This is a genomic window from Pandoraea commovens, assembly GCF_902459615.1.
Taxonomy (GTDB): domain Bacteria; phylum Pseudomonadota; class Gammaproteobacteria; order Burkholderiales; family Burkholderiaceae; genus Pandoraea; species Pandoraea commovens.
On sequence record NZ_CABPSA010000004.1, the window covers coordinates 509,595 to 531,935 of the forward strand.

Genomic DNA, 22,341 nt, shown 5'->3' on the forward strand with positions numbered 1-22,341 from the left:
GCACCGATCGTGCACGTGAGAGAAGAAATATTTCGAAGAAGTGAAAAAAGAGTTGGCAACGCGATAAAAACGTCGCTATAATCTTGTTTCTGTTCAGCGAGCAAGTCAAAGCGCTGATCACGGCGGTGGCCGTAGCTCAGTTGGTAGAGTCCTGGATTGTGATTCCAGTCGTCGTGGGTTCGAGTCCCATCGGTCACCCCAAAATTCCCTTGTAGTTCTCAGCGTTACACGTCCTTCATTTTCCCGTTCCGGGAAATTCTCCCGAAAGAAAAAAGTTCTCTTGCTCAGTCGATAATCGACGTGCGTTCTGCTTGAGCGACGGTCATCGTGTTTGTGCATGCTCACGGGTTTCGTGCGCGTGGAATTCATCGCATCGGTCGTCACCACTCATACGTTCCCCCAACCGCTGGCTCCACAGTTTTTGGCTTGCCTGGGACTAACACGGGGACCATGTGTCGCTTACGCTTGGCGGTTTGAAACAGCCGACAAATGGAGATAACGCATGACCGATTCGACGCTGGAAGTCCGCGCCGTCACACCGGAAGATTTCGATGCATGGCGGCCGCTGTGGGACGGCTACAACCGCTTCTACGGACGCTTCGACGCCACCGCTCTCCCGGAACACATCACGCGCACGACCTGGTCGCGCTTTTTCGACGGGTATGAGCCCATGCATGCCATCATCGCCAAACGTGGCGAACATACGCTCGGGCTCGTGCACTTCCTGTATCACCGCAGCACGACGATGGAAGGGCCGACCTGCTATTTGCAGGATCTCTTTACTGTCGAAGCGGCGCGTGGGCAGGGTGTGGGACGCGCGCTGATCGAGGCCGTCTACGCGCACGCGAAGGCATCCAATTCATCGCGGGTGTACTGGCACACGCACGAAACGAACCTCACCGCCATGCGGCTTTACGACGACGTCGCCGAGAAGCCTGGGTTTGTGATGTACCGCAAGAACCTTTGAAGTTACGCGGGCGGAATCCGTGGCGTCTCGTCCGTCGAGATGATGGAATAGCCAATTCGGGCGTATCAAATCCAGTCTAAGCGGCTCGAGATACGCCCGTTTGGACATTATTCGGCAACGCGCCGAGAGATTCCACGCCCGTGTTTTGCGGCCACAAGACATACAAATAACTCTGCTATGCTGCCGTCTGCGTAGCACATCGCGCAGCCAATCAGCATTACAAAAGGCGGCGAAGGCGGGGCTGAATCACGTTAAGCGCTCCATGGTTTTCACGATCGGCCATCGCGTCGATAGTGCGTCGTACTTCACAATTGTTTGTGGTTTGACCGCGGAAATCCTGAGATTGCGAACTCATGAGAACGTATTCGGATTCGGGCAAAGACGAAGAACATCGGACGCAAGCAACGAGCCTAGGGCGCGACGAAGCGCAAGCCGCCGACGCGCCATTGGCAGATAACCGGCCTTCGACGGTCGCACTCCGACAACTCCAGACGATTGCTCACCACAGTCCCCGTGCCGTGCAACTGAAGTCGCTTCAGGGACTGACGGCTGGCGGCACATCTGCCGATTCTGCCGTTCAGCGCGAGGCAAGGCCTAACAACACCGGTATTCCCGACGGGCTAAAGTCGGGCATCGAAAGCCTCAGCGGCATGTCGATGGACGCGGTAAAGGTGCATTACAACTCATCGCAGCCAGCGCAACTCGATGCCCATGCGTACGCGCAGGGCACTGACATCCACCTGGCCCCCGGGCAAGAACAGCATCTCCCGCACGAGGCCTGGCACGTCGTGCAACAGGCGCAGGGCCGTGTTCAGCCGACAATGCAATTGCAAGCCACGCAGATCAACGACGATCCCGCCCTCGAGCATGAAGCAGATCGCATGGGGGCGCTGGCGATGCGGCAGGGGCCCGCGTCATCTTCTACGCTCAGGGAAATAGTGAGCGGGGCTCGTGTGCTGCAAGGCAATTTCCCCGATGCGGCGAACGACAAACGCAGGGAAGAGCAGGTCATCGACAAGGAAGACGTGCAGCTCGACCATATGGTGTCGCAAGAGAGTTGGCGGACGTTCAGCGAAACGCTAACCAAGACACTGGCGCCAATGACAATGGATGGGAGCAGTCGTTGGGCGGACTTGGGCGCTGCGCTTGCAGCGTTCAGAACGGAGGCGAACAAGACCGCCGGAGCGCACGTGGTACTCAGTGAGCAACACCTGATCAACATTCCCGAGAACATTGTTCCGGGACGGGCAAATCAGGTGCAAGGTGCAAAAAACTTCTTCGATCCGGAAATGAGCGGGAAGGGCGCGACTGTCCAGGAGACGGCATTCTCTCTGGAGATGCGTAAGCTCGACGATGCGATACGTCAGATCAATCAGCTTGTGGTGCACGATTTTCTGCCGACGAAGGTGGCCGACTCGAAAAAGGCGACGCATCACGATTCAGACGTGGAAGAGCATCTGGTAGCACTGCTCAAAGAAGCCACGGCGCAAATGGTCAAGCTCAATGCCGCACCCATTTCGTCTTACACGAAGGAGCATTGGTACCAATTCGACGGAAGCTGGGTGAAGAAGCGGAGTGCCACATGGCTCACCGGCGAAAGCGACGAGGCGGAGGACATCGGGCAGGAGGACGTGGAGGAGCAGGACGACTGGACCGACCTCAAGTTCACCTTCATCGTCAAATCCATGACCCGGGTCGGGAGCAGACCGACACTGGTCAACGTGCCCGTCATGGTGACGGCGAGCGTGCCGCCCGAGACATGGAGTCACATTTTCAAGCGCCACTATCTTCCGACATTCGCGTGGGACATTCAGGCCGTCAACACCTTCTGGAAGCAGGACCCTTTCACCTATCTCGATAGCGCGGCGGGGCGGGCTTTACTTCAGACCGAACTGACGTCGCTCCTGAAAAAGACGTTCAACTTCTCAAAATCACTCGATGTCGTCGAGGACCACGAAACGGACTATCAGGATTGGTCTCAAGCCGACAGTACGCTATTTTTCCAGGCCGACGTCGATAGCGAATTCTTGGCGACGGCCGCACCTCCCAAGCTGGCAAATCGATACGAAGTGAAGATCGATATCAAATCGATTGCGCCGCAAAGCGATACCCTTGCGTACGCCATGACGCCAACGGATTTGAGAGCGCTTAAGCCGCAGCCGCAAGTGGGCGGGGCATAAGGTCGTCGAGGCCTTAGGTGACGGCGTTCTGGCAGGCGTGCAAGTTCCCATTATTCCTGAGTGCCCCGTCGATAACTGACGTGCATTCGCTTTTGATGCTGCCAAAGTTTGATCTACATCTAATTTCCCGCTCGATGGGTTACGCCGTGCCGTACAGGGCCGTCCATAATGGACTCGTCATGTTTTCATGACCCTGTCTTCCCGGTGCCCATGGTGCCCCATGCGTCCCGGTTTGAAGCCCGCCTCCCTCAGGCGGGCTTTTTTTATGTCCGGTACGATCCGGAATGTGCGCTTTGCGTAACGCTACGATGTCCCCTATGAAATTCGAACGTGCTACGATTTTTGGCATCGCAGGGCGTTTTTCGACTTTCAGGATAGTGTGGAGATAGCAATGAGTACCTTTTTGCACGGTGGCCTCGGCTTGGGGAGCGACGGCGAGTCCGTGCGTTTTAATGTGCATGTCGACGGCAAGGTCTGGACCTGCCAGATCGGTCGCGCCGCGCTCAATCACCTGTCAGGCGTCGATGCCGGGGGCGAGGCGCTATTCGATCAGTTCGTCGACTTCGAAGACGAAATCGTCGACCTCGCCGCCAAGGCGATTGCGCAGGGTGCCAGCGTCGAGCCAATCGAAGTCGGCAAGCAATGAGCGTTTGATATTCAAATTGAACGTCGCAGCACCTTGCCGCCAGACAGGCGGCATCCCGCTAACCGGAAACACGGAGTCCTTCATGAGCTACGCATCGCATGAGCAGGTCTACGATTACCGTGCAGGCTATCGAATTCGCGTTCAGGCGTTTCAGAATGAGTACGCCGGACCGTGGGACTATCTGGTGCAAGTGCTGCGACACGACAAGCCGGAAGGGCCGGAAGTGCGCTCTCCCGATGGTCATCGCGACAACCGGCTCGACGCCGAGATGGCTGGACGCAAGGCCGGTGAGCGCATCGTCGACGAACTACTCGGTGACGGGGACGCGTGACCTTTCGCGCGCCCTTGGTCATTTAGCCCGCCTCCGTCTCGCCACACAAACGCCATACGCCGTCCGCCGAGAGGACGGCGCGTCCGTCTTCTGCGAGCTTATCCAGATGCGCGCGCAGCGAACGTCGCGCGACACCGTGCCGCGTCGCTGGTACGTCCGCATAGACCACCGGTGTGAGCATGTCGATGCTCGCCGGACCGACGTCCGCGAGCGCCGCCAGCGCGCTTGCTTCCCGCGCAAGCCGATGTGCCACCAGCCGCGCGATGCGCTGCGCCGGACGATCCATCACGAAGCCATGCCCCGGCGCGAGCCACTGTGGCGCCAACGCCGCCAGCTTTTCCAGCGATGCCAGATAAGTCGCCATATGGCCATCCGGCGGGTTGATGACCACCGTCGAGCCTTGCATCACGTGATCGCCGGTGAAGACCAGCTTCGCGTCGTCAAGCGAATAACACAGATGGTTCGCCGCGTGCCCCGGTGTGTGGACGGCGCGCAGCATGCGTCCATCCGGCAGCGTCACTTCGTCGTCGTCGGAGAGGGCGACGTCCGGCACGAATGCCGTGTCCTGCCCTTCGTCATGACGCGCGTGCATGCCATACGTCACGGCCCCGGTCTTCGCCTTTAACAACCGCGCGCCGGGCGAATGATCGCGATGCGTGTGCGTGACGAAAATCTGTCGGATGACGCCTGGCGCTGCACGCAGGATCGTCTCTGTATGCAGGGGATCGTCGGGGCCGGGATCGATGACAGCCCACTCGTTCTGAGGCCCGCCGCCAATCAGATAGGTGTTGGTGCCGGGGCCGGTCATCATCCCCGGATTCGATGCGGTGACGCGAAGCACGCCGGGCATGAGCGTCACGACGTTTCCCGGCACGATGTCGTAGCTTCCGGTGCCTTGCTCCTGTGGATCGGTCAGCGTCAGTTCGGCCCACGCCGGCTCGTCCGGCGTGACGGGCCAGCGGCCGCGTTTGCCGTTGGCGAGGCGCGGCTGGATACGCGGGATTTCGTGCCGCGCGGCCAGCGTCGATGCCGTCGCTATCGCCCGCTCGGCAGTCCCCATACTTTCGATCCACTGGAGCAGTTTGCGCGTGGGCGGCAAAAGTCGCAGTTGGTCCGCGTGCGTCAGCGCATAGTGCGGACGCATCCAACGGTGTGCTGCGGTCTCGATCTGATCGACTTCGACCGATTGGCCCTCGGGGAGCATCGCCAGAAAGAAGCGCGTGTCGAAACGTTTCGGCAGCGCGAGCGGCGTGACCCAGTGACTCAGATAGTGCAGACGGTCGGGCGTCAGCCGAACGTTGGATGCATGGCACAACGATGCGATATCGATCTTGCCGTCGTGCAGCGCGTCACGTTGGGTGCGCATGTCGTCGAGCGCGGAGGCTTCGATTGGCACACCCGTAGCATCGACCGCGAACAACACCCCCGTTTCCTCGAAGCATTCGCGGATGGCCGCGACGTAGTAATCGAGGCCATGATCGGTCAGTTGGAGACGTTCGCTCGCCGTGGCGTCGTTCAGCCCGATGCACGCCGCGTGTCCTTGCCGATCGGCCGCGTCGACAACACCGCCGGGAAAGACGTAGGCGTCGGAGCTGAAGTCACCGGCCCGGACGGCACGCCGTAACAGCAGCACTTCCAGACCACTCGGGCGTTCGCGTAATACGACGAGACTCGCCGCCATCCGCAAGGACGTTGGCGAGCGCTGTGAGGGCGACTGGGAAGGCGAGGAATGCTGGCCGTCAGGCGTAGACGATTGCGCTTCGGGACGATCTGCCATGAGACGTGCGCACTGAGGGCGCGCAATATCGGAAAGCCCCTAGTGTGCCATCGGAATAGAGACACCGCAGGCGGGGCGATCCCCAACTTGCGGCGCGCTGCGCGTTACGTCATCGACGAGGAGAAATCGGGACGGGCATCGTGATGCCCTCGTGACGATCAGGCGGCGTCGTTGGCGGCGTGCGTCGACACCATCGTCACATCGTGACGAGGACGATAGTTCTGTGCAGACGGCATGCGCGCAGCGACCTCACTCAGCCATTGGGCGGTCAGCTCCGGCTGCGTGACGGGGAGCATGTGGCCGCCGTCGACGAGCGTGAGTTGCGCACGCGGGCTCGCCACCGGCAAGGTTTCGCCGTGCTGGCGGTAGTCGAGCACGCGGTCGCTGCGGCCGTAAAGCACATCGACGGGCACTGCCAGGTCGTTGTATCTCGCCGCCAGCGCGGGCATGTCCCGCTCCGCCGCGAGGATGTCGACGCAGCTTGCTTCGAAGTTGCCGGGACGATAGCCCAGCACGCCGCCGCCGCGAATGAGGAAGTCCTCGGGCGCGTCTTCAGGCCCGAAGACATACGCGAGCGTCGTGCGTCCCGTCATCATGCCGACCGGCACGGCGAGCGTGCGTCCAACCCAGCGGCGCCACCAGGCACTCCGGATGGCGAGTGCACGGAAGGGCGCAGGCACTTCGGACACCGGCTGCGTCAGCGGCGCGATCAACGCGAGCGCGCCTACGCGTTGTGGATGGTCGAGCGCGAGCGCCAGCGATACCGCACCGCCCAGCGAATGCCCGACCACCAGCGGACGGTCCAGCGCAAGCGTGTCGATCAGTTGCGCAACGACGTTCGCCTGCCATGCGATAGCGGCATCGTGTTGCGGCCCACGTGTGGAATAGCCGGAGCCGGGGCGGTCGACGAGCACTACGCGATGCGTGCGCGCCAGCGCGGCCAGTGGCAAATAAGCGAAGTTGCGTAATTGCCCGGAGAGCCCGTGAATGAACACGATGGCGGGGCCGTGTCCGAAATCGACGTAATGCAGTCGTTCGCCGTCGATATCGAGAAACTGTCCGTCCGGCGGCACGGCCGCTTCGGCGCGTTTGGCTACACGCCGCGTAAAGCGCACCAGTACGAGCACCACAGTGGCGAAGGCGATGACGAGGCAGGCGAGCAAGTAGACGATGAGCATGGTGTCGGGCCGAAGAGCAGGCAAAGAAGGATGCATGAAGCGTGCGCGACGTGCGCGTCAAAACGCATCCTAACAAGGTGTTGCGAGGTCCGACGATGCGACGACACGTCGCAGCGTTGCGCGACGCTCGAAATGCATCGCACCGTCGTCGACGCTACTCCAGCGCATCAGTCGCAAGTCGCGCAGGTAGTTCTGATAGAACACCCACGGCTTGCGTCCGCCTTGCCGGGGCAGCGCGCCGGCGGCGCGTTGAATGTACCCCGACGTCAGACCGATGGCGGGCAACTCGCCGTGTTCGCCGTCACGCAGATAGGGCACACACGTGTCGGCATCATGCGCATTCATATGGTTGATCAGACGGCAGACGTACTGCGCGATCAGTTCCGCCTTGAGTGTCCACGAGGCATTCGTATAACCGAAGACCGACGCAAGATTCGGCACGCCGCTGTACATCATCCCCTTGTAGGCCACTGTGTCGGAGAGCGTGACGGGCTGGCCGTCGACCCGCAATCGCGCACCGCCCATCAGTTGCACGCGCAAGCCGGTCGCCGTCACCACGATGTCGGCCTCAAGCGTCTTGCCGCTCTTGAGCGTGAGACCGGCAGGGGTGAATGCCGCGATTTCGTCGGTGACGATGTCGGCACGACCGCTGCGCAACGCCTTGAAGATGTCGCCATTCGGTGCGAGGCACAGTCGCTGATCCCACGGGTTGTAGCGCGGCGTGAGATCGCGTTCGACGTCGGCATGACCCTGCGCTTGTTGTGCCGCGCGCTTGATCAATACGCGTCGGATGGCGTTCGGCCAGCGTCGCGCGGCATTGTAGAAACCGAGCGTGATCAGCACGTTCTTCGTGCGCACGAGCCGGTGCGCGACCCCCGCAGGCAACCATTTACGCAGACGCTCGGCGACGCCGTCGCGCTGCGGCATCGACAGGATGTAGCTCGGCGAGCGCTGCAACATCGTGACGTGCGACGCACTCGTCGCCATGCTCGGCAGCAGGGTGACGGCCGTCGCACCGCTGCCGATGATGACGACGCGCTTGTCGCGATAGTCGAGATCGGCGGGCCAATGCTGCGGGTGGACCACGGTGCCGCCGAACGTCTCCATGCCGGGCCAGGTGGGGGCGTGGCCGGCGTCGTAGGCGTAGTAGCCGCTGCACATGAAGAGGAAGCGGCATGTGAGCGTCTCGGTGTCGCAACGACCGTCCTCGTGCGTGCGCTCGATGTCGAGCGTCCATCGGGCGATGCCGGAGTCCCAGCGTGCTTCGCTTACCTTGTGTCCATAACGAATCGCCTCATCGAGACCTTCTTCGCGGGCCGTCTCCTTGAGATAGTCGAGAATCTTGCCGCCGCCGGCGATGGCCTGATCGCTCGCCCACGGACGGAAGCTGAAGCCGAGCGTGTACATGTCGGAGTCGGAGCGCACGCCGGGGTAACGGAACAGATCCCACGTGCCGCCCAGTGACTGACGGGCTTCGAGCATCGCGAATCGGGTGCCGGGGCAGCGCTCGCGCAGATAGTGCGCGGCGGCGATGCCCGAGAGTCCTGCGCCCACAATGATGACGTCCAGATCCCTGCGTGTGCGGGACGCGCTTGCGATATCGGACACGGTTGTATTTGCCGTCATGACGAAATCCTCCGGCCGGAAATTTTCAGTTCGTGGATGAATCGGTCGCGGCGGTTCGCGCGTTTGCAGCGGCCGCAGACCGTTTGCTCGACATGGCCGAGCGCCGGTAGAACCAGACGACCATTGCCTGGTAACTTGCGCCGAGCAGGCGGGCGAGCTTGTCGACGCGGCGCGCGTCGGCGCCCACGAGTACGCGCCGCGCATTGCGCTGGACCCCGGCGAGCATCTGGCGCGCGGCAGCGTCGGCGCTCGTCACGTCGATCAGCTTGTTGGCGCGACGGCGATGTGTTTGCGCGTCGATGCCGGTGAACGCGGCGATGCTGTCGTCGATGCGCGATGCCGTCACGATATTGGTGGCGACGCCCCCCGGATGCACGCACGTGCACGACACGGGGGAGCCCGCCAGCTCCAGCTCCATACGTAGCGCTTCGGTAAAACCGCGCACGGCGAACTTGCTGGCGTTGTAGGCCGATTGCGTCGGCATGGCGATGATGCCGAAGAGACTCGACGTGTTGACGATGTGACCGTCGCCGGAAGCGTTGAGGTAGGGGAGGAACGCCTGTGTGCCGTGCACCACGCCCCAGAAGTTGATGTTCATCAGCCACTCGATATCTTCAAGACGTGTGGTCGCGACCGGCACGGACAACGACACGCCTGCATTGTTGAAAACGAGGTTGATCTTGCCGTGTGCGGCGGCGGTGTCGCGCGCCCACGCAAAGACGGCGTCGCGATCGGCGACGTCGAGGCGTTGCGACGTCACGCGCGCGCCGAGCGCACGACACGCGATGGCGGTGTGCGTGACGCTTGCCTCGTCGATATCGGATAACGCGAGGTGCGCTCCCCGGCGTGCCAGTTCCAAGGCGAGCGAGCGTCCCATGCCCGATCCCGCACCCGTGATGGCCGCCACCTTGTCCGTGAACGTCTTCATCGTGCCGTCTCCCTGTCTCCCCTGGGGGATGCCTGTCGCATGCCGCCTCTTATGGATCTTAAGTCGTCTTGCGGCGGCGCTCGCGTTGCCTATAATGAGGTCACGCAAATTTGGTGTTGCGTGTCACCACTTTAGTTTTCCATTAAGGTGATGTCAAATAGCGAAATGGAACAAGGACTCGAATCGAAGGATGCTGCACCGACGGCCCGGGAGGGAGGGCGGCGCTATGGCGGCGTGGCGCAGGCGCAGCGGGAACAGGCGCGCCGCACCGCGCTGATCGACGCCGCCACCGAGGTGTTCGGCACTGTCGGCTTTCGCCGCGCCACCGTACGCTCGGTGTGCGGTCTGGCAAAGCTCAACGACCGGTACTTTTACGCGGCGTTCGACAACATGGAGCATCTGCTGCGGGCGACCTACGCGCATCACGCGCAGACGCTGCTCGAACAGTTACAGGCCGCCATCGCCGATAGCGCCCCGACGCTCGACGCGCGGCTCGATGCTGGCCTGAACGCCTTCTTCGCGTTCCTGCGTCAGCCTCAGGCGGCCCGCGTGCTGCTGCTTGAAGTGATGGGCGTGAGCCCGGAGACAGACCTGACCTATCAGCGCTACATCTTTGAATTCGCGAAGCTGATCCTCGCCATGGCCGAGACGCCACCGCCGACCGATGCCGACGCGCAGGCGCAGGCCCGGATCGTCGGGCTGGCGCTGGTGGGCGCGATGACCAACGCGGGAACAGCGTGGGTCCTCATGGGCTATCAGGACACGCAGGCGTGCATGGTGACGAGCTGCCGTCGCGTGCTGCGAGGCGCGCTGATGTGATTTGCGCATGGCTCGCTACAATACGGCTTTCACGTACGACGGCCACGACGTCAGTCGAGCGGCTGAGGGCTCGCCGTCCCCCGTCGTCCTCCCTAATTTTTTACTCTCCAAAGGTCGCAAATGACCACTATCGGAACCCCGCTGTCGCCGAGCGCGACGAAGGTCATGTTGTTGGGCGCTGGCGAACTCGGCCGTGAAGTGCTGATCGCCTTGCAGCGTCTCGGTGTCGAGACGATTGCCGTCGATCGCTACGAGAACGCTCCGGGCCAGCAGGTGGCGCATCATTCGCGCACCATTGCGATGACCGATCCCGAACAGCTCAAGGCACTGATCGAAGCCGAGAAGCCCGATCTCGTCGTGCCGGAAATCGAAGCCATCGCCACGCCGATGCTCGAAGCACTGGAAGCCGACGGCGTGGTGCGCGTGATTCCGACGGCGCGTGCCGCGCGTCTGACGATGGACCGCGAAGGCATTCGTCGTCTGGCGGCCGAGACGCTGGGCCTGCCGACGAGCCCGTATCAGTTCTGCGATTCGCTGGAAGAACTTCAAGCGGCCATCGACGGGGGCATCGGCTATCCGTGCATCGTCAAGCCGGTGATGAGCAGCTCGGGTAAAGGGCAGAGCAAGATCGACAGCGCAGCCGACGTGAAAGCCGCGTGGGACTACGCCATGGCAGGCGGGCGCGTGAGTCACGGCCGCATCATCGTCGAAGGCTTTATCGACTTCGATTACGAGATCACGCTGTTGACCGTGCGTGCACGCGGCGCCGATGCACAGGTCGAGACGCACTTCTGCGCGCCGATCGGCCACAAGCAGGTGAGTGGCGATTACGTGGAGAGCTGGCAGCCGCATCCGATGTCGTCCGTCGCGCTTGATCGTGCGCGTCTCATTGCACGTGACGTGACGAACAATCTGGGCGGGCAGGGCATCTTCGGTGTCGAGCTGTTTGTGAAGGGAGACGACGTGTGGTTCAGCGAAGTCAGTCCGCGTCCGCACGACACGGGCATGGTGACGATGATCACCCAGTGGCAGAACGAGTTCGAACTGCATGCGCGTGCGATTCTCGGTCTGCCGGTGAATACCACGCTGAAGACGCCGGGCGCGAGTGCCGTGATCTATGGCGGTGTGGACGCCAGGGGCATCGTGTTCGACGGCGTCGATCAGGCCTTGCAGGTGCCGCAGACGGACATTCGTCTGTTCGGCAAGCCGGAGAGCTTTGTGAAGCGTCGTATGGGAGTGGCGCTGGCGTACGACGAGAATCTTGACGTTGCGCGCAGCAATGCAGTGGAAGCGGCGAGTCGGGTGAAGCCGCGCGCTGTCTGAGCCTCCATCCGGTCGCATCCCATAACGAAAAAACCCCGCCTTGGCGGGGTTTTCAGTTCGGGCAGTCGCTAGGGTCTAGCGTACTGCCCGAGGCGCGTCGATCGCGTTAGCGACCGCTCAGCGAATCGCAGACCTTAGATGGCCTGGATGTTGCTGGCTTGACGGCCCTTCGGTCCCATCTTCACTTCGAAGCTGACCTTCTGGTTTTCTTGCAGCGACTTGAAACCCTTCGATTGGATTTCCGAGAAGTGGGCGAAGAGATCTTCACCGCCTTCGTCCGGCGTAATAAAACCAAAACCCTTGGCGTCGTTGAACCACTTGACGGTACCAGTTGCCATTTCTTAAATCCTTAAAGTTTTCAAATGAGCGAGCGAGATGCTCAGCGAGCGCATGACATTAAAGCTGATCAGGTACAACCGAGTTGACGCAGAGGGCGACATTAGATGACACAAGACTCGCCATACAACGTTCATGCACCCGTTTTTTTACGGGAAAGGTGGGAAGGTGTCAAGCAGGGAAACTGTGGAATTGTTGATCCACGCCAGTTTCCAGCCGATTTTCGCTGCGTTGCGACATGCAATCGGTCATGCCGGACGGCCGGACGTCATCCTGTTCGTCGTCCTTTCCTATCGCTCCGAGATCCACGCTCAGTCACCTCGCTTTGCGGTAATCCGGATTCTGAATCATCGGGTTGCGCGTCGACGGGTTTTGCATTGTCGGCGGGTGACCGGTTCCCGCTCGCCGGGAAGTCGGGATGGTGAAGTGAGAAGCCGTTGATGTCTGCCTTCGTTTCACTGAACGTCTTAAGCATTCGACGAATATCCCGTCCGATAGGACACATGTGGCGTAGGCACAACGCGGGAGTGACATCGCCATGTGTCACCGGGTCGTCACCGTGCTATGTCCCAGCGCAGCGGACCGATAAGTGACGATCAGAGAGGTCTCGAACGCAACGCGGTCGGCCGACCGCCCAGAAATCCCATGTAGGTCGAATGAGGGTTTTGTGCGTCGCGACACGGCCGTCATAGAAAGTAGGTATTTTCCCTAGTCAGACAGAAACCGCGCGCCAGTGCTCGCTTTCGAGACATCAAAATAGATTCTCATTACCCTCAGTTTTGGTAAATGCCTGCCGTTAACGGCCTCATGGTCGCCTCAAGACGGCGTTGCAACACGCGCATTTGCGAGGCCATCATCGTGGGGCAAACACGCTAGGCGGCCGCGCAGTGCCGCGTGTCTTTCGAGACCTTACGTGGCAACCAATCAGGCACCGACGCTCGACTCTTTGCAATCGCTGCTGGCGACCGTCCAGCGCAACGAGCGCTCGCTAAAACGTTTTCAGGACATCGAGCTGGCGCTCATGGGCGCGCCGGACTTCGGTCAATTCCTGGAAGTGGTGCTCAATCGTCTGCGCCACGACTTCGACCTGTCGGGTGTGCGTCTGATGCTCGCTGAGGTCGACGATACCCTTCGCGATCTGATCGACACGGCCGAGGGCATCCGCGCCCTCGACGGCGGTCTGTGCATCGCGCAGGACACCGGGACGTTTTCCGCCGTCTGCGGTAACGGCCAGCTCTGGATCGGCGCGCCACGCGAGCGTCACGCGGCACTGTTCGGTGCGCGTGCCCCGGCGAGCGCCGTCGTAATGCCGCTCGCGCGTAATGGACGTTACATCGGTGTGATCGCACTGGGCAGTCGCGACGCACGCCGCTTCGCCCCCGACATGGCCACCGACTTCCTAGAACGGTTCGGCGCAGTCGTCGCCGTGTGTCTCGAGAACATGTGGAACCGCGAGCGCTTAAAGCGTATCGGTCTGACGGACCCGCTCACGGGCTTGTCGAACCGTCGCTACTTCGATCAGCGTCTGCGAGAAGAAGTGATTCGGGGCGCACGCTATGGTGCGCCGCTCGCATGCCTGCTCATCGACATCGACCATTTCAAGCGTGTCAACGACAGTCACGGTCATGCGACCGGCGATCGCGCATTGCGTGCCGCAAGTGTCTGCATGCGTGCGCAATTGCGCGTGACGGATACCCTCGCGCGATACGGCGGGGAAGAGTTCGCCGCACTCCTGGTGCAGACCGAGCAGAACTGGGCGGGGACGGTCGCTGAGCGGGTGCGTCGTGCGGTGGCGCGACTGGAGGTACCCGACGACGACGGGATTCTCGTGCCGCTCACCATTTCCATTGGCTTGGCCAGCGTCGATCCGCGTGACATCGCCGATCCGGAATCGCTGCCTCTGCGCCTGTTGGGCGCAGCCGACGCCGCGCTCTACGCCGCGAAGCGCTCGGGACGCGACCGCGTGGTCGTCGCCCCGACGGCGAACCTGCGTTAGCCGACCGAAGCCTGCACCGACCCGATGCGGGGCGTTTCAGGCCGGGCGTGTTATCGAACGCTGAACCAGCCGATCAGCAACGACACCGTCACCACCGACAGCACCGTCGAAATCAGAATGGCGCGCGAAGCTACGGCCGCCTCGCGTCCGTACAACTGCGCCAGCATGAACGGCCCGGTGCCGATGGGCAGTGCCGACAGCAGCAACGCGCTGTGCGCCCAGATCGTCGGCAGATCGAACACGCGAAACGCCAGAAACGCGGTAATGGCGGGCTGAAAAATCAGCTTGAGACCGACGAGACGTCCCACGGCACGCGCGATCCGAGGCTCTTTCGCCGCGCCCGAGCTTTGTGCGAGGAACATACCGATGGCCACCAGCGCGCACGGGCTGGCCGCACCGCCGAGCAACGTCGTGAAGTGAAGGACGGGGGCGGGCAGTGTGATGCCGAACGCCGCGAACGCCATACCGGCGAACGGCGAGACGACCAGCGGATTGCGAATGAGCGCACGCGCAACGAAACCCGCCGTGCGACGCCAGTTCGGTGTCGCTTGCAGATCCGTTTCGATGATGCCGATGGAGATCGCGAAGAGCACCGTCGCCGTAAGCAGCATGGCGACGACGACAGCGGGCACGCTCGCCGGACCGAACGCTACGAGGCACAGCGGTAGCCCCATGAAGCCTGCGTTCGGGTACGCCGCGCCCATGCCCTCGATGCTCGCGTCCGTCAGACGTCCGCGCACCGTCCGGTCGAGCAGGAAGGACAGCGCGAACGTCGCGGCCATCCCGCCACCGAACGCGCCCAGGAAGCCGGGATTGACGAGTTCGGCCCACGTGATCTGCGCCATCGACTGAAACAGGACGGCGGGCAACGCAAGATAGACGACGAAGCGATTGAGCGCATCGAGCGCAGCATCGCCGAGCCAGGCCCGGCGGGCGCAGAGATACCCCAGAAAGATCAGCCCGAAGACGGGCAGGGCGGCAGAGATAACAGCTTGCATGGGTTGCTTCGTCAGTTCATCAGTTCGATTGCGCGAGACGGATCAACCATTCACGACGCGCATTGCCGCCGTCGGCTTCCGTGTGTTCGCGGGCGGCGGTTTCGGCACCGCTGGCGTCACCGGCCGCGATGCGCGCCACGATTTCCCCATGCTCATGCCAGACGACTTCCTGCATCGGCATCGCGCCGAGCGTGGCGGCCATCGCGCGCATGATGTGCGGCCACTGCGGCGCCACCGTCTGTGCAATCAGCGGATTGCCCGAGGCGTCGTGCAACGCTGTGTGGAAGGCGACTTCGATACGGACCTGTCGTACCACCGGCGTCCCTTTCGTCATCGTCATGCCAGCGGCGACGGCGTCTTCCAGGCGGCGCAGGACATCGTCCGGCAGTGTTCCTTCGGCGCGGCGCATAGCGGCTAGTCGAGCGGCGAGACTGTCCAGTGCCGTGCGCACCTGATAGAGCTGGCGCAGATGGCCCGCATCGATCGGAGCCACTTCGAGCCCCTGACGTCCGCTGTCGCACACCAGTCCGTCGCGCTTGAGCAACTGCAATGCGTGGCTCACAGGTTGACGCGATACGCCCAGCGAGTCGGCCAGTTCGGCCTGCCGGATGCGCTCGCCGGGCGGGAGCGTGAGGTCGGCGATTGCGTCGCGCAGCCGCGAGTACACCTGATCGATGAGCACCGGCGTGCTGGCGAGCGGCGCAAGCGGGGCCATCGGCGAAGGCATCGCGTCGGTCGTCGGGGCGTCGAGGGTATCCGTGGCGGACAAGGCAGGCGCTGAAGCGGGGTGTGGCATGGCATTCCGACCTTGGCCGGTATCCGTGATATCTGGAATTCCGAATTCTACGCTCGATGACGGATGTCGACACGGTTTATTTCCGTGGACGTCGGTTTGGGGCGGGCGTTGGAGGAGAGCGGGGCGGAATCACTCGCTCGGATCAAGCTCCGGCGGCGAGACGGACGTGGCGCGCGCGGGCGTCTGAAGCAGCGTCTGCATGGTGATACGGGTACGCTGGAGACGCCGGGCCAGTGCCCAGGCTTCGGCTTCGGTCTCGAACAGGCCCACGATCAGATGCGGTTCGGCAGCGAAGCCATCTGAAAACAGGCCGATGTTCTTGGCGATCATCTCACTCGCCCGCTCGACCGAGACAGTGTACTGACGCGGCGAACGGTACTGATTGACGACAACGGCGAAGGCGCGGGAGAACGCGTCGGACATTCGGAAACCTCCTCTGTCTGCGTGGCGCGACACCCCGGCGTCGCACGTCGGAGGCACGCGCATGGCGTTGCACTTCCGGTGATTGTAGGCGATGGGGCGGCGCGTGTCGGGGCAAAACGATGACGGTGGAAACACTGAGGAAACAGACCGTCGGTTCGTTAAGACATTCCCATAAAAAAAGCCGCCGAGCGGGTCGGCGGCGCAACAGAGAGGGTGACAGCGCAACCGAAGTTGCCGTTATTCAGATTAATTCGTGGCGATGACAGTGCCATGACCGCTGGACGTGTGCGATCACCCGAGCGCACGCGAGCGTCGACAGCACGCGCGTTTCACATCGCAAACCACGGATGGCCTGCGAAGGGGGAATTCGATGGTGACTGAAGCGTGTGCCGACTACACGAGCACAGGCAACGCCTCCACCACAAGGAACGCAACGAGCGCCCCAACCACCGCACCGGCGGCACGCAGACCGTAGCGTGTCGAGCGCGTAGCGACGGGGATGCCGCCAACGAGCAGCGCACCGGCCACTGCCATCGGCAGGAACAAGGTCAGGTCGTAGAGATTGAAGTGGATTGCGGGCATCTTTCTTATCTCCTCTCCTATGTGCCTTTCCACTATAGGACGGTCTTCGAGGATGCCCAAATTTGGTGCGACGCAGCATGTTGCTGCGCTTATTCAGTCTTCCTGACGAACGGCGTGCATCTTGCGGCGTGCGTTCCACATCGCCATGTCCTTACGGGTGCGCATGCGTTCGCCGATGTTGATGCCCGCAGGCTGCGAACGCGAAGAAGAGGCGGCAACCTCGTTGGCTTCGCTGCGCGCCTGTACCATCATGACGAGCGTAAACAACGAGGCGGCAAGCGCCAGCAGGATCAGTTTCATATGGCCCCCGGTCAATCTCTGGTGAATCTGGTCTGTCTTTTGTTTGTCGTAGTACGCCGTTGCCATCGTCCCGACCGGCTCGCCTCAAAGGGGAGCCGTGCCATTGATGATGCCGCGACGCTTCTGTCGTGCACTGCTGAGGGACTTCGGTGCCGCAACTGCCTGATGGGGCGGGGGCCTCGGGACGTCTCGCATCGACGGCATCATAGTCTGCCAATGTGACAACTTTCCCGGACTTCCCAAACTCAAGGCGTGCAGCGGCGCAGCACGCCTTGAAACGTATAGCGACACGCGCGGCGAAAAGTTTAGAAATCGTGACATTTTTTTGTCGACACGGGCCGAAGGCGCCTCGGCGGCATACCGATGCGCCCCCGCCCCGTGCCAGACCCGTCATGCACGGGGATGGTAAGGCTTACGGCTGTCGGGAAATGCCGTCGTTCAGGCGGCCTCGCACCGCATTCTCCGGTAACGCCATGGCCGCGAGCGACGCCAGTGCCGCCCCCGCCTGCGCCAGCTCATGCATGACGTCGGGCGAGGTGCCGAGCGAGACCGCAAGGCCCGTGAGGCCCGCCCACGTCGACGGTTCCAGCAGCCGGGACAAGAGAAAGCGCATGGTCAGTCTCCCGTCGACGAATCGTCCAGCGACGTCTTCCCGCTGAAGTAGAACGGCGTCATGTCGATATGCGAGGCCGTCGCCTTCTGCCCAAGCCCCTCACGTGCCGCATTCGCCAGCACGCCGTTGTCCTGGTCGATCGTCCAGGTGAATAGGCCGCCAAGCCCGTTGCGCCTGACGTAGTCGCCCTTGGCACGCACGGTGCGTGGCGTGTCGAGCGACATGAACATGCCCGTCGACGGCTGGTACAGGAAGTCGGCGTCGGCCACCGTATCGGTGTACAGAACGAAACCGTTGCGCGCTGCACCGTGCTCCAGATCGAGGTAATTGCGCAGCACGTCGTAATACTCCGTCGTGCCTGATTCGAACGTGCCGGTGGTGATGTCGTCGCCGGGAGAGTAAGTGCCGGAAAGGGCCGCGACCTGTGCAATCTGCGCCTGAAGCGCGTTGCGCGAGTACGCCGCATAACCGATGTGCACCTTGGCGAGCGGCACGCCTGCCTGACGCAGCCAGTTGACGGCGCGATCGATCGAGAAGCCGTCGGGCGCGGCCGGGTCCGTGTCGTGAAGATTCGTGTGATGGGCGAGCGTGGGTGCCCACGGCGTGCCGAAGAAGTCGTACGTCATCAGATTCAGACGTGACACACCCGCAGCGATCAGACCCGGCAGGTTGGCCTTCTGCATGTCGGCCACGTTGGCCGACGCCGCAATCGAGATTTCGACATCGCGGCGTCCGGCAGCCACGAGCGCCTTCTTCAGATCGCTCACGAGCGCTGCGTAATTCGGTCCGTCCGAGTCGTCGTAGACGTTGCCGTCGTCACCCGGCGAGCCGGGATACTCCCAGTCGATGTTGATCTCGGTAAACATCGGGAAGCGGCGCAGCAGATCGACGACGCTCGCGCAGAACGTCTTGCGTCGCGCGCTGCTACCCGCCAGCCCGTGAAACGCTTGACTCATCGTCCAGCCGCCGATGGCGATGGCGAGTTTCAGTGCCGGGTTCTTCGCGTGCAGCAGGCGCAAACCGCCGAGTACGCCCTGTGCCCGCGACTGCTGGAACATCGGCATCACGTCGTTGCTCACCCAGCCGGGAAAGCCGCAATTGCGATAGGAGAGCACGTCCCCCCAACTGTCGACGAAGGTGGCCTGATCTGGCTTGCGCACGAAGTCGGTGGCCGCACGGGCGATGGTTTGCGCCTTCTCGCCCTGATCGCCCACGATGCCCGCGAAACCGATGATCAGCCTGTCGTAAGCAAACGGATCGAGCAACATCAGATCGACGCCGCGTCCGGCCGCGTCATTGCTGAAGTCGCCGTCGAGACGTCCATCGTATTGCGACCAGTCGGTGTAATAGCCGGAGACTTCGAGCGCGCCTTTCGCATAACGGTTGTAGACGCGCTTGGCGACACGCGCCGACGTGTACGACAGCTGCGTCGTGCTCGTCGCCGGATCGAATCCGTTCTGGGCGTAGGTGGTTTCCGTTGCGCCGTCGAGCGGATCTGTGGGATAGACGAGTTCGCTGGCGGCGTCGGTGGTGCCGGTGGCGACGGTGGCGGACGCAGCGGAAGTGGAAGACGAATTGCGCGGTGCAGTCATGATGTGGCTCCTGAGAGTGAATGGACAGGTGCCGTTGCCGGGCGATGAAGCAGGAAACTCGCGGCGACATCGGCGTGACCAGCGTCGCGTTCGCTCAGCGGCTTCGCCAGCGCAAATGACGTGTCAGCGTGCGAAGGGCGCGCGGGAGCGTCGTCGGCAGCCAGTCCCGAAGGCGGTCGGGCCTGCCTGTCGACGAGGGGGGCGATGACGTTGATGACGTACCCGGTGCCTCGGACATGGGCGCAGTGTCAGCCTCGATGCAAGGCTCGAAGCGATAGCCAATGCGCGGCACCGTCACGATATGGCGATGCAACCCGAGTGGAATCAGCTTGCGGCGAAGGCGCGAGACCACCTGCATCAGATTGGTGTCGTCCTGATCGGGACGCGTTGGCCACAGCGTCGCGATCAGCGTACGTTTGTCATGCGCGACGTTGGCGGGCGAGCGCAATGCACACAGCAGGCGGTACTCGATTTGCGGAATCCGGACGATCACACCGTGTCGCCGTACCTCGCCGTGCCCGTCGCACGCGACACCGTGTGAGAGCGGCGGTGCGCACGATGCGGAGGTTGTGGCATCGACCACGGTCACACCGTCATGACTGCTGTCTGCGGACACCGGCGAGGTCTCGCGCGCTACGTCATCCGCCGAATTCGTATCCGAAATGGTCACGGCGACTGACGACGGGACGTCGAAGCGATAGCCGACGCGCGCCACCGTCACGATGGCGCGTTGCAGGCCGAGCGGGGCGAGTGAGCGCCGCAGACGGGAGACGAGTTGCACGAGCGCGGCGTCTTCCATCCACTGCGCGCGCTTGCCCCACAGGGCCGACATCAACGCGTGCTTGTCGAGCGCGGTGCCTGCACGGGCGGCGAGCAGGACCAACAAACGCTTTTCCTGCTCCGACAGGCGAGCGGCGATGCCGTCGCGTTGTACGAGATTGGTGACGTCGTCCAGATCGAACGGTGACATCGGCATGGGGCGCTCCTGGTATCGAATACGGGAGGCCCACCGTAGCGACGCGGGTTCACCTGTCGCAAGACAACAAGCGACGACAAGCGCGACATAGCCACCGTCGTTAAGTCCATTGATCGGCGAGATGTGTTCGTCGAGTGCCTAGCCAATGTCACGCGTCACATCGCGAGGTAAGATAGCGGCCATATTTCCTGGATTTCGCCATGCTCGAACTCATTTCCGAACACCGCTGCTTTGGTGGCGTGCAGCGCTTCTATCGCCACACTTCGTCCGTGATCGGTCTGCCGATGCGTTTTTCGGTGTTTGTGCCGCCGCAGGCGCGTGACGGACGCGCCGTGCCCGCGCTGTTCTATCTCGCGGGCCTCACGTGTACGGAAGAAACGTTCATGATCAAGGGCGGGGCGCAGTGGCTGGCCGCAGAACACGGGGTGGCCCTCATCACCCCCGACACCAGCCCGCGAGGCGCGGGGTTGCCTGGCGAGACCGACTCGTGGGATTTCGGCGTCGGCGCAGGCTTCTATCTCGACGCTACGCAAGACCCGTGGTCGAAGTACTACCGCATGTACAGCTACATCGTCGACGAACTGTACGGCCTCGTCACGCAGTCGCTCCCCATCGATGCCGAGCGTATCGGCATCTTCGGTCACTCGATGGGCGGTCATGGCGCGCTGACGCTGGCGCTACGCAACCCGGACAAATTCCGTTCAGTGTCGGCTTTCGCACCGATCGCCGCGCCGATGCATTGCCCGTGGGGCGAAAAAGCGTTCACTGGCTATCTGGGGACGGACCGCGAGACGTGGCGTCAGTACGATGCCAGCGAACTGATCGCGAAGGCGGGAACAGTGGTGTTTCCGGGCGGCATTCTGATCGATCAGGGTTTGAACGACCAGTTCCTCGAAGCGCAGTTGCATCCGGACATCTTCGAGCGCGCCTGCCAGAAGGCGGGGCAGCCGTTGAATCTGCGCCGTCACAACGGCTACGATCACGGTTACTACTTCATTCAGACGTTCATGGCAGATCATCTGTCGCATCACGCCGAGCATCTTCGCGCGTACTGATCCGCCTTTTTCCTTTCTTATTGCGACGTCACACCGCCCGCGCTTCGTAATGGCGCGGCGGCGTGACGATCTCGTCCTGCGCGCGCACGATCTCCAGTTCGTAGCGTCCCGCGAGGTGCGTGACGCAGAGCACCGCATCGACGGCCGCGAGCGTATGTTCGAACGCCGCCCGCACCGTATCGCCCTTGAGCAAGCGGGCCAGAAATACGCCGGACGTCAGATCACCGACCCCGACCGGGTGACGCGAGAAAGGGTAGAGCGGACGCGAACCGTGCCACGCTTCGTCGCGCGTGACCACCAGCATGTCGAAGCGATCCGCAGGCTTGTCGGTGTAATCCAGGTGCTTGACGAGCACCATCTTCGGTCCGCGCGCGAGCAGGGCGCGGCAGGCCGCGACGGCGTCGTCAAACGAATCGATCGGATGTTGCGAGAGCTTTTCGAGTTCGAGATGATTGGGCGTCATGATGTCCGCCATCTCGGGCATGTGCTCGACCAGATATTGTTCGATGCCCGGCTTGACCTGACAGCCTTTCTCCGGATGACCCATCACCGGGTCGCAGAGATAAATCGCGGCCGGATTGGCCTGCTTGACGCGTTGCACGGCCGCGCGTACGAAGCCCGCCTGTTCCGGCGCGCCGAGATAGCCCGAGAGCACGGCGTCGCAGTTGCCCAGTTCGCCGATGTCCGCGATGCCGTCGACGAGTCGCAGGATCTCTTCGCTCGGCAACGCCTGTCCCGTCCATTTGCCGTATTGCGTGTGGTTCGAGAACTGAACGGTGTTGATCGGCCAGACGTTCACGCCAAGACGTCGCATCGGAAACTCGGCGGCGCTATTGCCCGCGTGGCCGAACACGACGTGGGACTGGATGCTGAGGACGTTTTTCATGTAGACGGGGAGG

Annotated in this window: 22 protein-coding genes and 1 tRNA gene; 9 read left to right on the forward strand and 14 right to left on the reverse strand. The window is 62.4% G+C overall.

The annotated features are described in order from the left end of the window. The first annotated feature begins 125 nt into the window (after positions 1 to 125). From PCO31010_RS15115 to PCO31010_RS15135, 5 genes are all read left to right on the forward strand, one after another. Positions 126 to 201: transfer RNA gene (locus PCO31010_RS15115), tRNA-His, on the forward strand. 301 nt (positions 202 to 502) lie between these two features. Continuing rightward, complete coding sequence (locus tag PCO31010_RS15120) at positions 503 to 967, forward strand: GNAT family N-acetyltransferase (RefSeq protein WP_150664953.1); 465 nt, start codon at positions 503 to 505, stop codon at positions 965 to 967. 353 nt (positions 968 to 1,320) lie between these two features. Beyond that, positions 1,321 to 3,147 carry an eCIS core domain-containing protein gene (locus PCO31010_RS15125; protein WP_150664954.1) on the forward strand — a complete coding sequence of 609 codons (1,827 nt, stop codon included), beginning with the start codon at positions 1,321 to 1,323 and terminating at the stop codon, positions 3,145 to 3,147. A 391-nt stretch (positions 3,148 to 3,538) separates the two neighbouring features. Beyond that, positions 3,539 to 3,793 (forward strand): DUF1488 family protein, encoded by a 255-nt coding sequence (locus PCO31010_RS15130; RefSeq protein ID WP_150664955.1) that lies wholly within the window; start codon positions 3,539 to 3,541, stop codon positions 3,791 to 3,793. A gap of 82 nt (positions 3,794 to 3,875) precedes the next feature. Then, on the forward strand, positions 3,876 to 4,124 hold the full coding sequence (locus PCO31010_RS15135; RefSeq protein ID WP_039399007.1) for a hypothetical protein: 249 nt from the start codon (positions 3,876 to 3,878) through the stop codon (positions 4,122 to 4,124). Between the two features lie 22 nt (positions 4,125 to 4,146). Here PCO31010_RS15135 and PCO31010_RS15140 read toward each other — a convergent pair whose 3' ends face one another. From PCO31010_RS15140 to PCO31010_RS15155, 4 genes are all read right to left on the reverse strand, one after another. After that, complete coding sequence (locus PCO31010_RS15140) at positions 4,147 to 5,901, reverse strand: MBL fold metallo-hydrolase (protein ID WP_150664956.1); 1,755 nt, start codon at positions 5,899 to 5,901, stop codon at positions 4,147 to 4,149. A gap of 158 nt (positions 5,902 to 6,059) precedes the next feature. Further along, positions 6,060 to 7,079 carry an alpha/beta fold hydrolase gene (locus PCO31010_RS15145; protein ID WP_150664957.1) on the reverse strand — a complete coding sequence of 340 codons (1,020 nt, stop codon included), beginning with the start codon at positions 7,077 to 7,079 and terminating at the stop codon, positions 6,060 to 6,062. 69 nt (positions 7,080 to 7,148) lie between these two features. After that, positions 7,149 to 8,705, reverse strand: coding sequence for a flavin-containing monooxygenase (locus tag PCO31010_RS15150; protein WP_150664958.1), 1,557 nt, complete (start codon positions 8,703 to 8,705; stop codon positions 7,149 to 7,151). 25 nt (positions 8,706 to 8,730) lie between these two features. After that, positions 8,731 to 9,633 (reverse strand): SDR family NAD(P)-dependent oxidoreductase, encoded by a 903-nt coding sequence (locus PCO31010_RS15155; protein ID WP_150664959.1) that lies wholly within the window; start codon positions 9,631 to 9,633, stop codon positions 8,731 to 8,733. A 165-nt stretch (positions 9,634 to 9,798) separates the two neighbouring features. On the opposite strand from PCO31010_RS15155, the gene PCO31010_RS15160 reads away from it, so the two are divergent. Together PCO31010_RS15160 and purT are read left to right on the forward strand one after the other, a co-directional pair. Next, positions 9,799 to 10,452: a TetR/AcrR family transcriptional regulator gene (locus tag PCO31010_RS15160; protein ID WP_150664960.1), complete on the forward strand. Its 654-nt coding sequence runs from the start codon at positions 9,799 to 9,801 to the stop codon at positions 10,450 to 10,452. A 120-nt stretch (positions 10,453 to 10,572) separates the two neighbouring features. After that, a complete protein-coding gene (gene purT / locus PCO31010_RS15165; protein ID WP_150664961.1) occupies positions 10,573 to 11,775 on the forward strand; it encodes a formate-dependent phosphoribosylglycinamide formyltransferase in 1,203 nt (400 codons plus the stop codon). Between the two features lie 134 nt (positions 11,776 to 11,909). On the opposite strand, the gene PCO31010_RS15170 is transcribed toward purT, so the two are convergent. Beyond that, positions 11,910 to 12,113 carry a cold-shock protein gene (locus PCO31010_RS15170; protein WP_150664962.1) on the reverse strand — a complete coding sequence of 68 codons (204 nt, stop codon included), beginning with the start codon at positions 12,111 to 12,113 and terminating at the stop codon, positions 11,910 to 11,912. Between the two features lie 911 nt (positions 12,114 to 13,024). Between PCO31010_RS15170 and PCO31010_RS15175 the strand changes: the two genes are divergently transcribed. Further along, positions 13,025 to 14,107 (forward strand): GGDEF domain-containing protein, encoded by a 1,083-nt coding sequence (locus tag PCO31010_RS15175; protein WP_246184614.1) that lies wholly within the window; start codon positions 13,025 to 13,027, stop codon positions 14,105 to 14,107. 50 nt (positions 14,108 to 14,157) lie between these two features. Here the strand turns inward: PCO31010_RS15175 and PCO31010_RS15180 are convergent, their stop codons facing one another. From PCO31010_RS15180 to PCO31010_RS15215, 8 genes are all read right to left on the reverse strand, one after another. Continuing rightward, on the reverse strand, positions 14,158 to 15,105 hold the full coding sequence (locus tag PCO31010_RS15180) for an AEC family transporter (RefSeq protein ID WP_039398997.1): 948 nt from the start codon (positions 15,103 to 15,105) through the stop codon (positions 14,158 to 14,160). Between the two features lie 19 nt (positions 15,106 to 15,124). Next, positions 15,125 to 15,901: a GntR family transcriptional regulator gene (locus PCO31010_RS15185; RefSeq protein ID WP_246184615.1), complete on the reverse strand. Its 777-nt coding sequence runs from the start codon at positions 15,899 to 15,901 to the stop codon at positions 15,125 to 15,127. A gap of 129 nt (positions 15,902 to 16,030) precedes the next feature. Next, on the reverse strand, positions 16,031 to 16,324 hold the full coding sequence (locus tag PCO31010_RS15190; protein ID WP_039398995.1) for a hypothetical protein: 294 nt from the start codon (positions 16,322 to 16,324) through the stop codon (positions 16,031 to 16,033). 393 nt (positions 16,325 to 16,717) lie between these two features. Then, positions 16,718 to 16,906 (reverse strand): hypothetical protein, encoded by a 189-nt coding sequence (locus PCO31010_RS15195; RefSeq protein WP_150664963.1) that lies wholly within the window; start codon positions 16,904 to 16,906, stop codon positions 16,718 to 16,720. A gap of 93 nt (positions 16,907 to 16,999) precedes the next feature. Next, the gene (locus tag PCO31010_RS15200; RefSeq protein WP_150664964.1) at positions 17,000 to 17,206 is read right to left on the reverse strand and encodes a hypothetical protein; all 207 of its coding nucleotides are present in this window, start codon (positions 17,204 to 17,206) and stop codon (positions 17,000 to 17,002) included. Positions 17,207 to 17,618: 412 nt separating this feature from the next. Next, the gene (locus PCO31010_RS15205) at positions 17,619 to 17,819 is read right to left on the reverse strand and encodes a hypothetical protein (RefSeq protein ID WP_150664965.1); all 201 of its coding nucleotides are present in this window, start codon (positions 17,817 to 17,819) and stop codon (positions 17,619 to 17,621) included. A 2-nt stretch (positions 17,820 to 17,821) separates the two neighbouring features. Further along, positions 17,822 to 19,411, reverse strand: coding sequence for a glycoside hydrolase family 18 protein (locus PCO31010_RS15210; RefSeq protein WP_150664966.1), 1,590 nt, complete (start codon positions 19,409 to 19,411; stop codon positions 17,822 to 17,824). Between the two features lie 94 nt (positions 19,412 to 19,505). Beyond that, entirely contained in the window at positions 19,506 to 20,387 is an 882-nt protein-coding gene (locus PCO31010_RS15215; protein WP_150664967.1) for a winged helix-turn-helix domain-containing protein, read from the reverse strand. Between the two features lie 200 nt (positions 20,388 to 20,587). On the opposite strand from PCO31010_RS15215, the gene fghA reads away from it, so the two are divergent. Beyond that, the gene (gene fghA, locus PCO31010_RS15220; RefSeq protein WP_150664968.1) at positions 20,588 to 21,442 is read left to right on the forward strand and encodes an S-formylglutathione hydrolase; all 855 of its coding nucleotides are present in this window, start codon (positions 20,588 to 20,590) and stop codon (positions 21,440 to 21,442) included. A gap of 28 nt (positions 21,443 to 21,470) precedes the next feature. On the opposite strand, the gene pdxY is transcribed toward fghA, so the two are convergent. After that, positions 21,471 to 22,328: a pyridoxal kinase PdxY gene (gene pdxY / locus PCO31010_RS15225; protein ID WP_150665012.1), complete on the reverse strand. Its 858-nt coding sequence runs from the start codon at positions 22,326 to 22,328 to the stop codon at positions 21,471 to 21,473. Positions 22,329 to 22,341 lie beyond the last annotated feature (13 nt).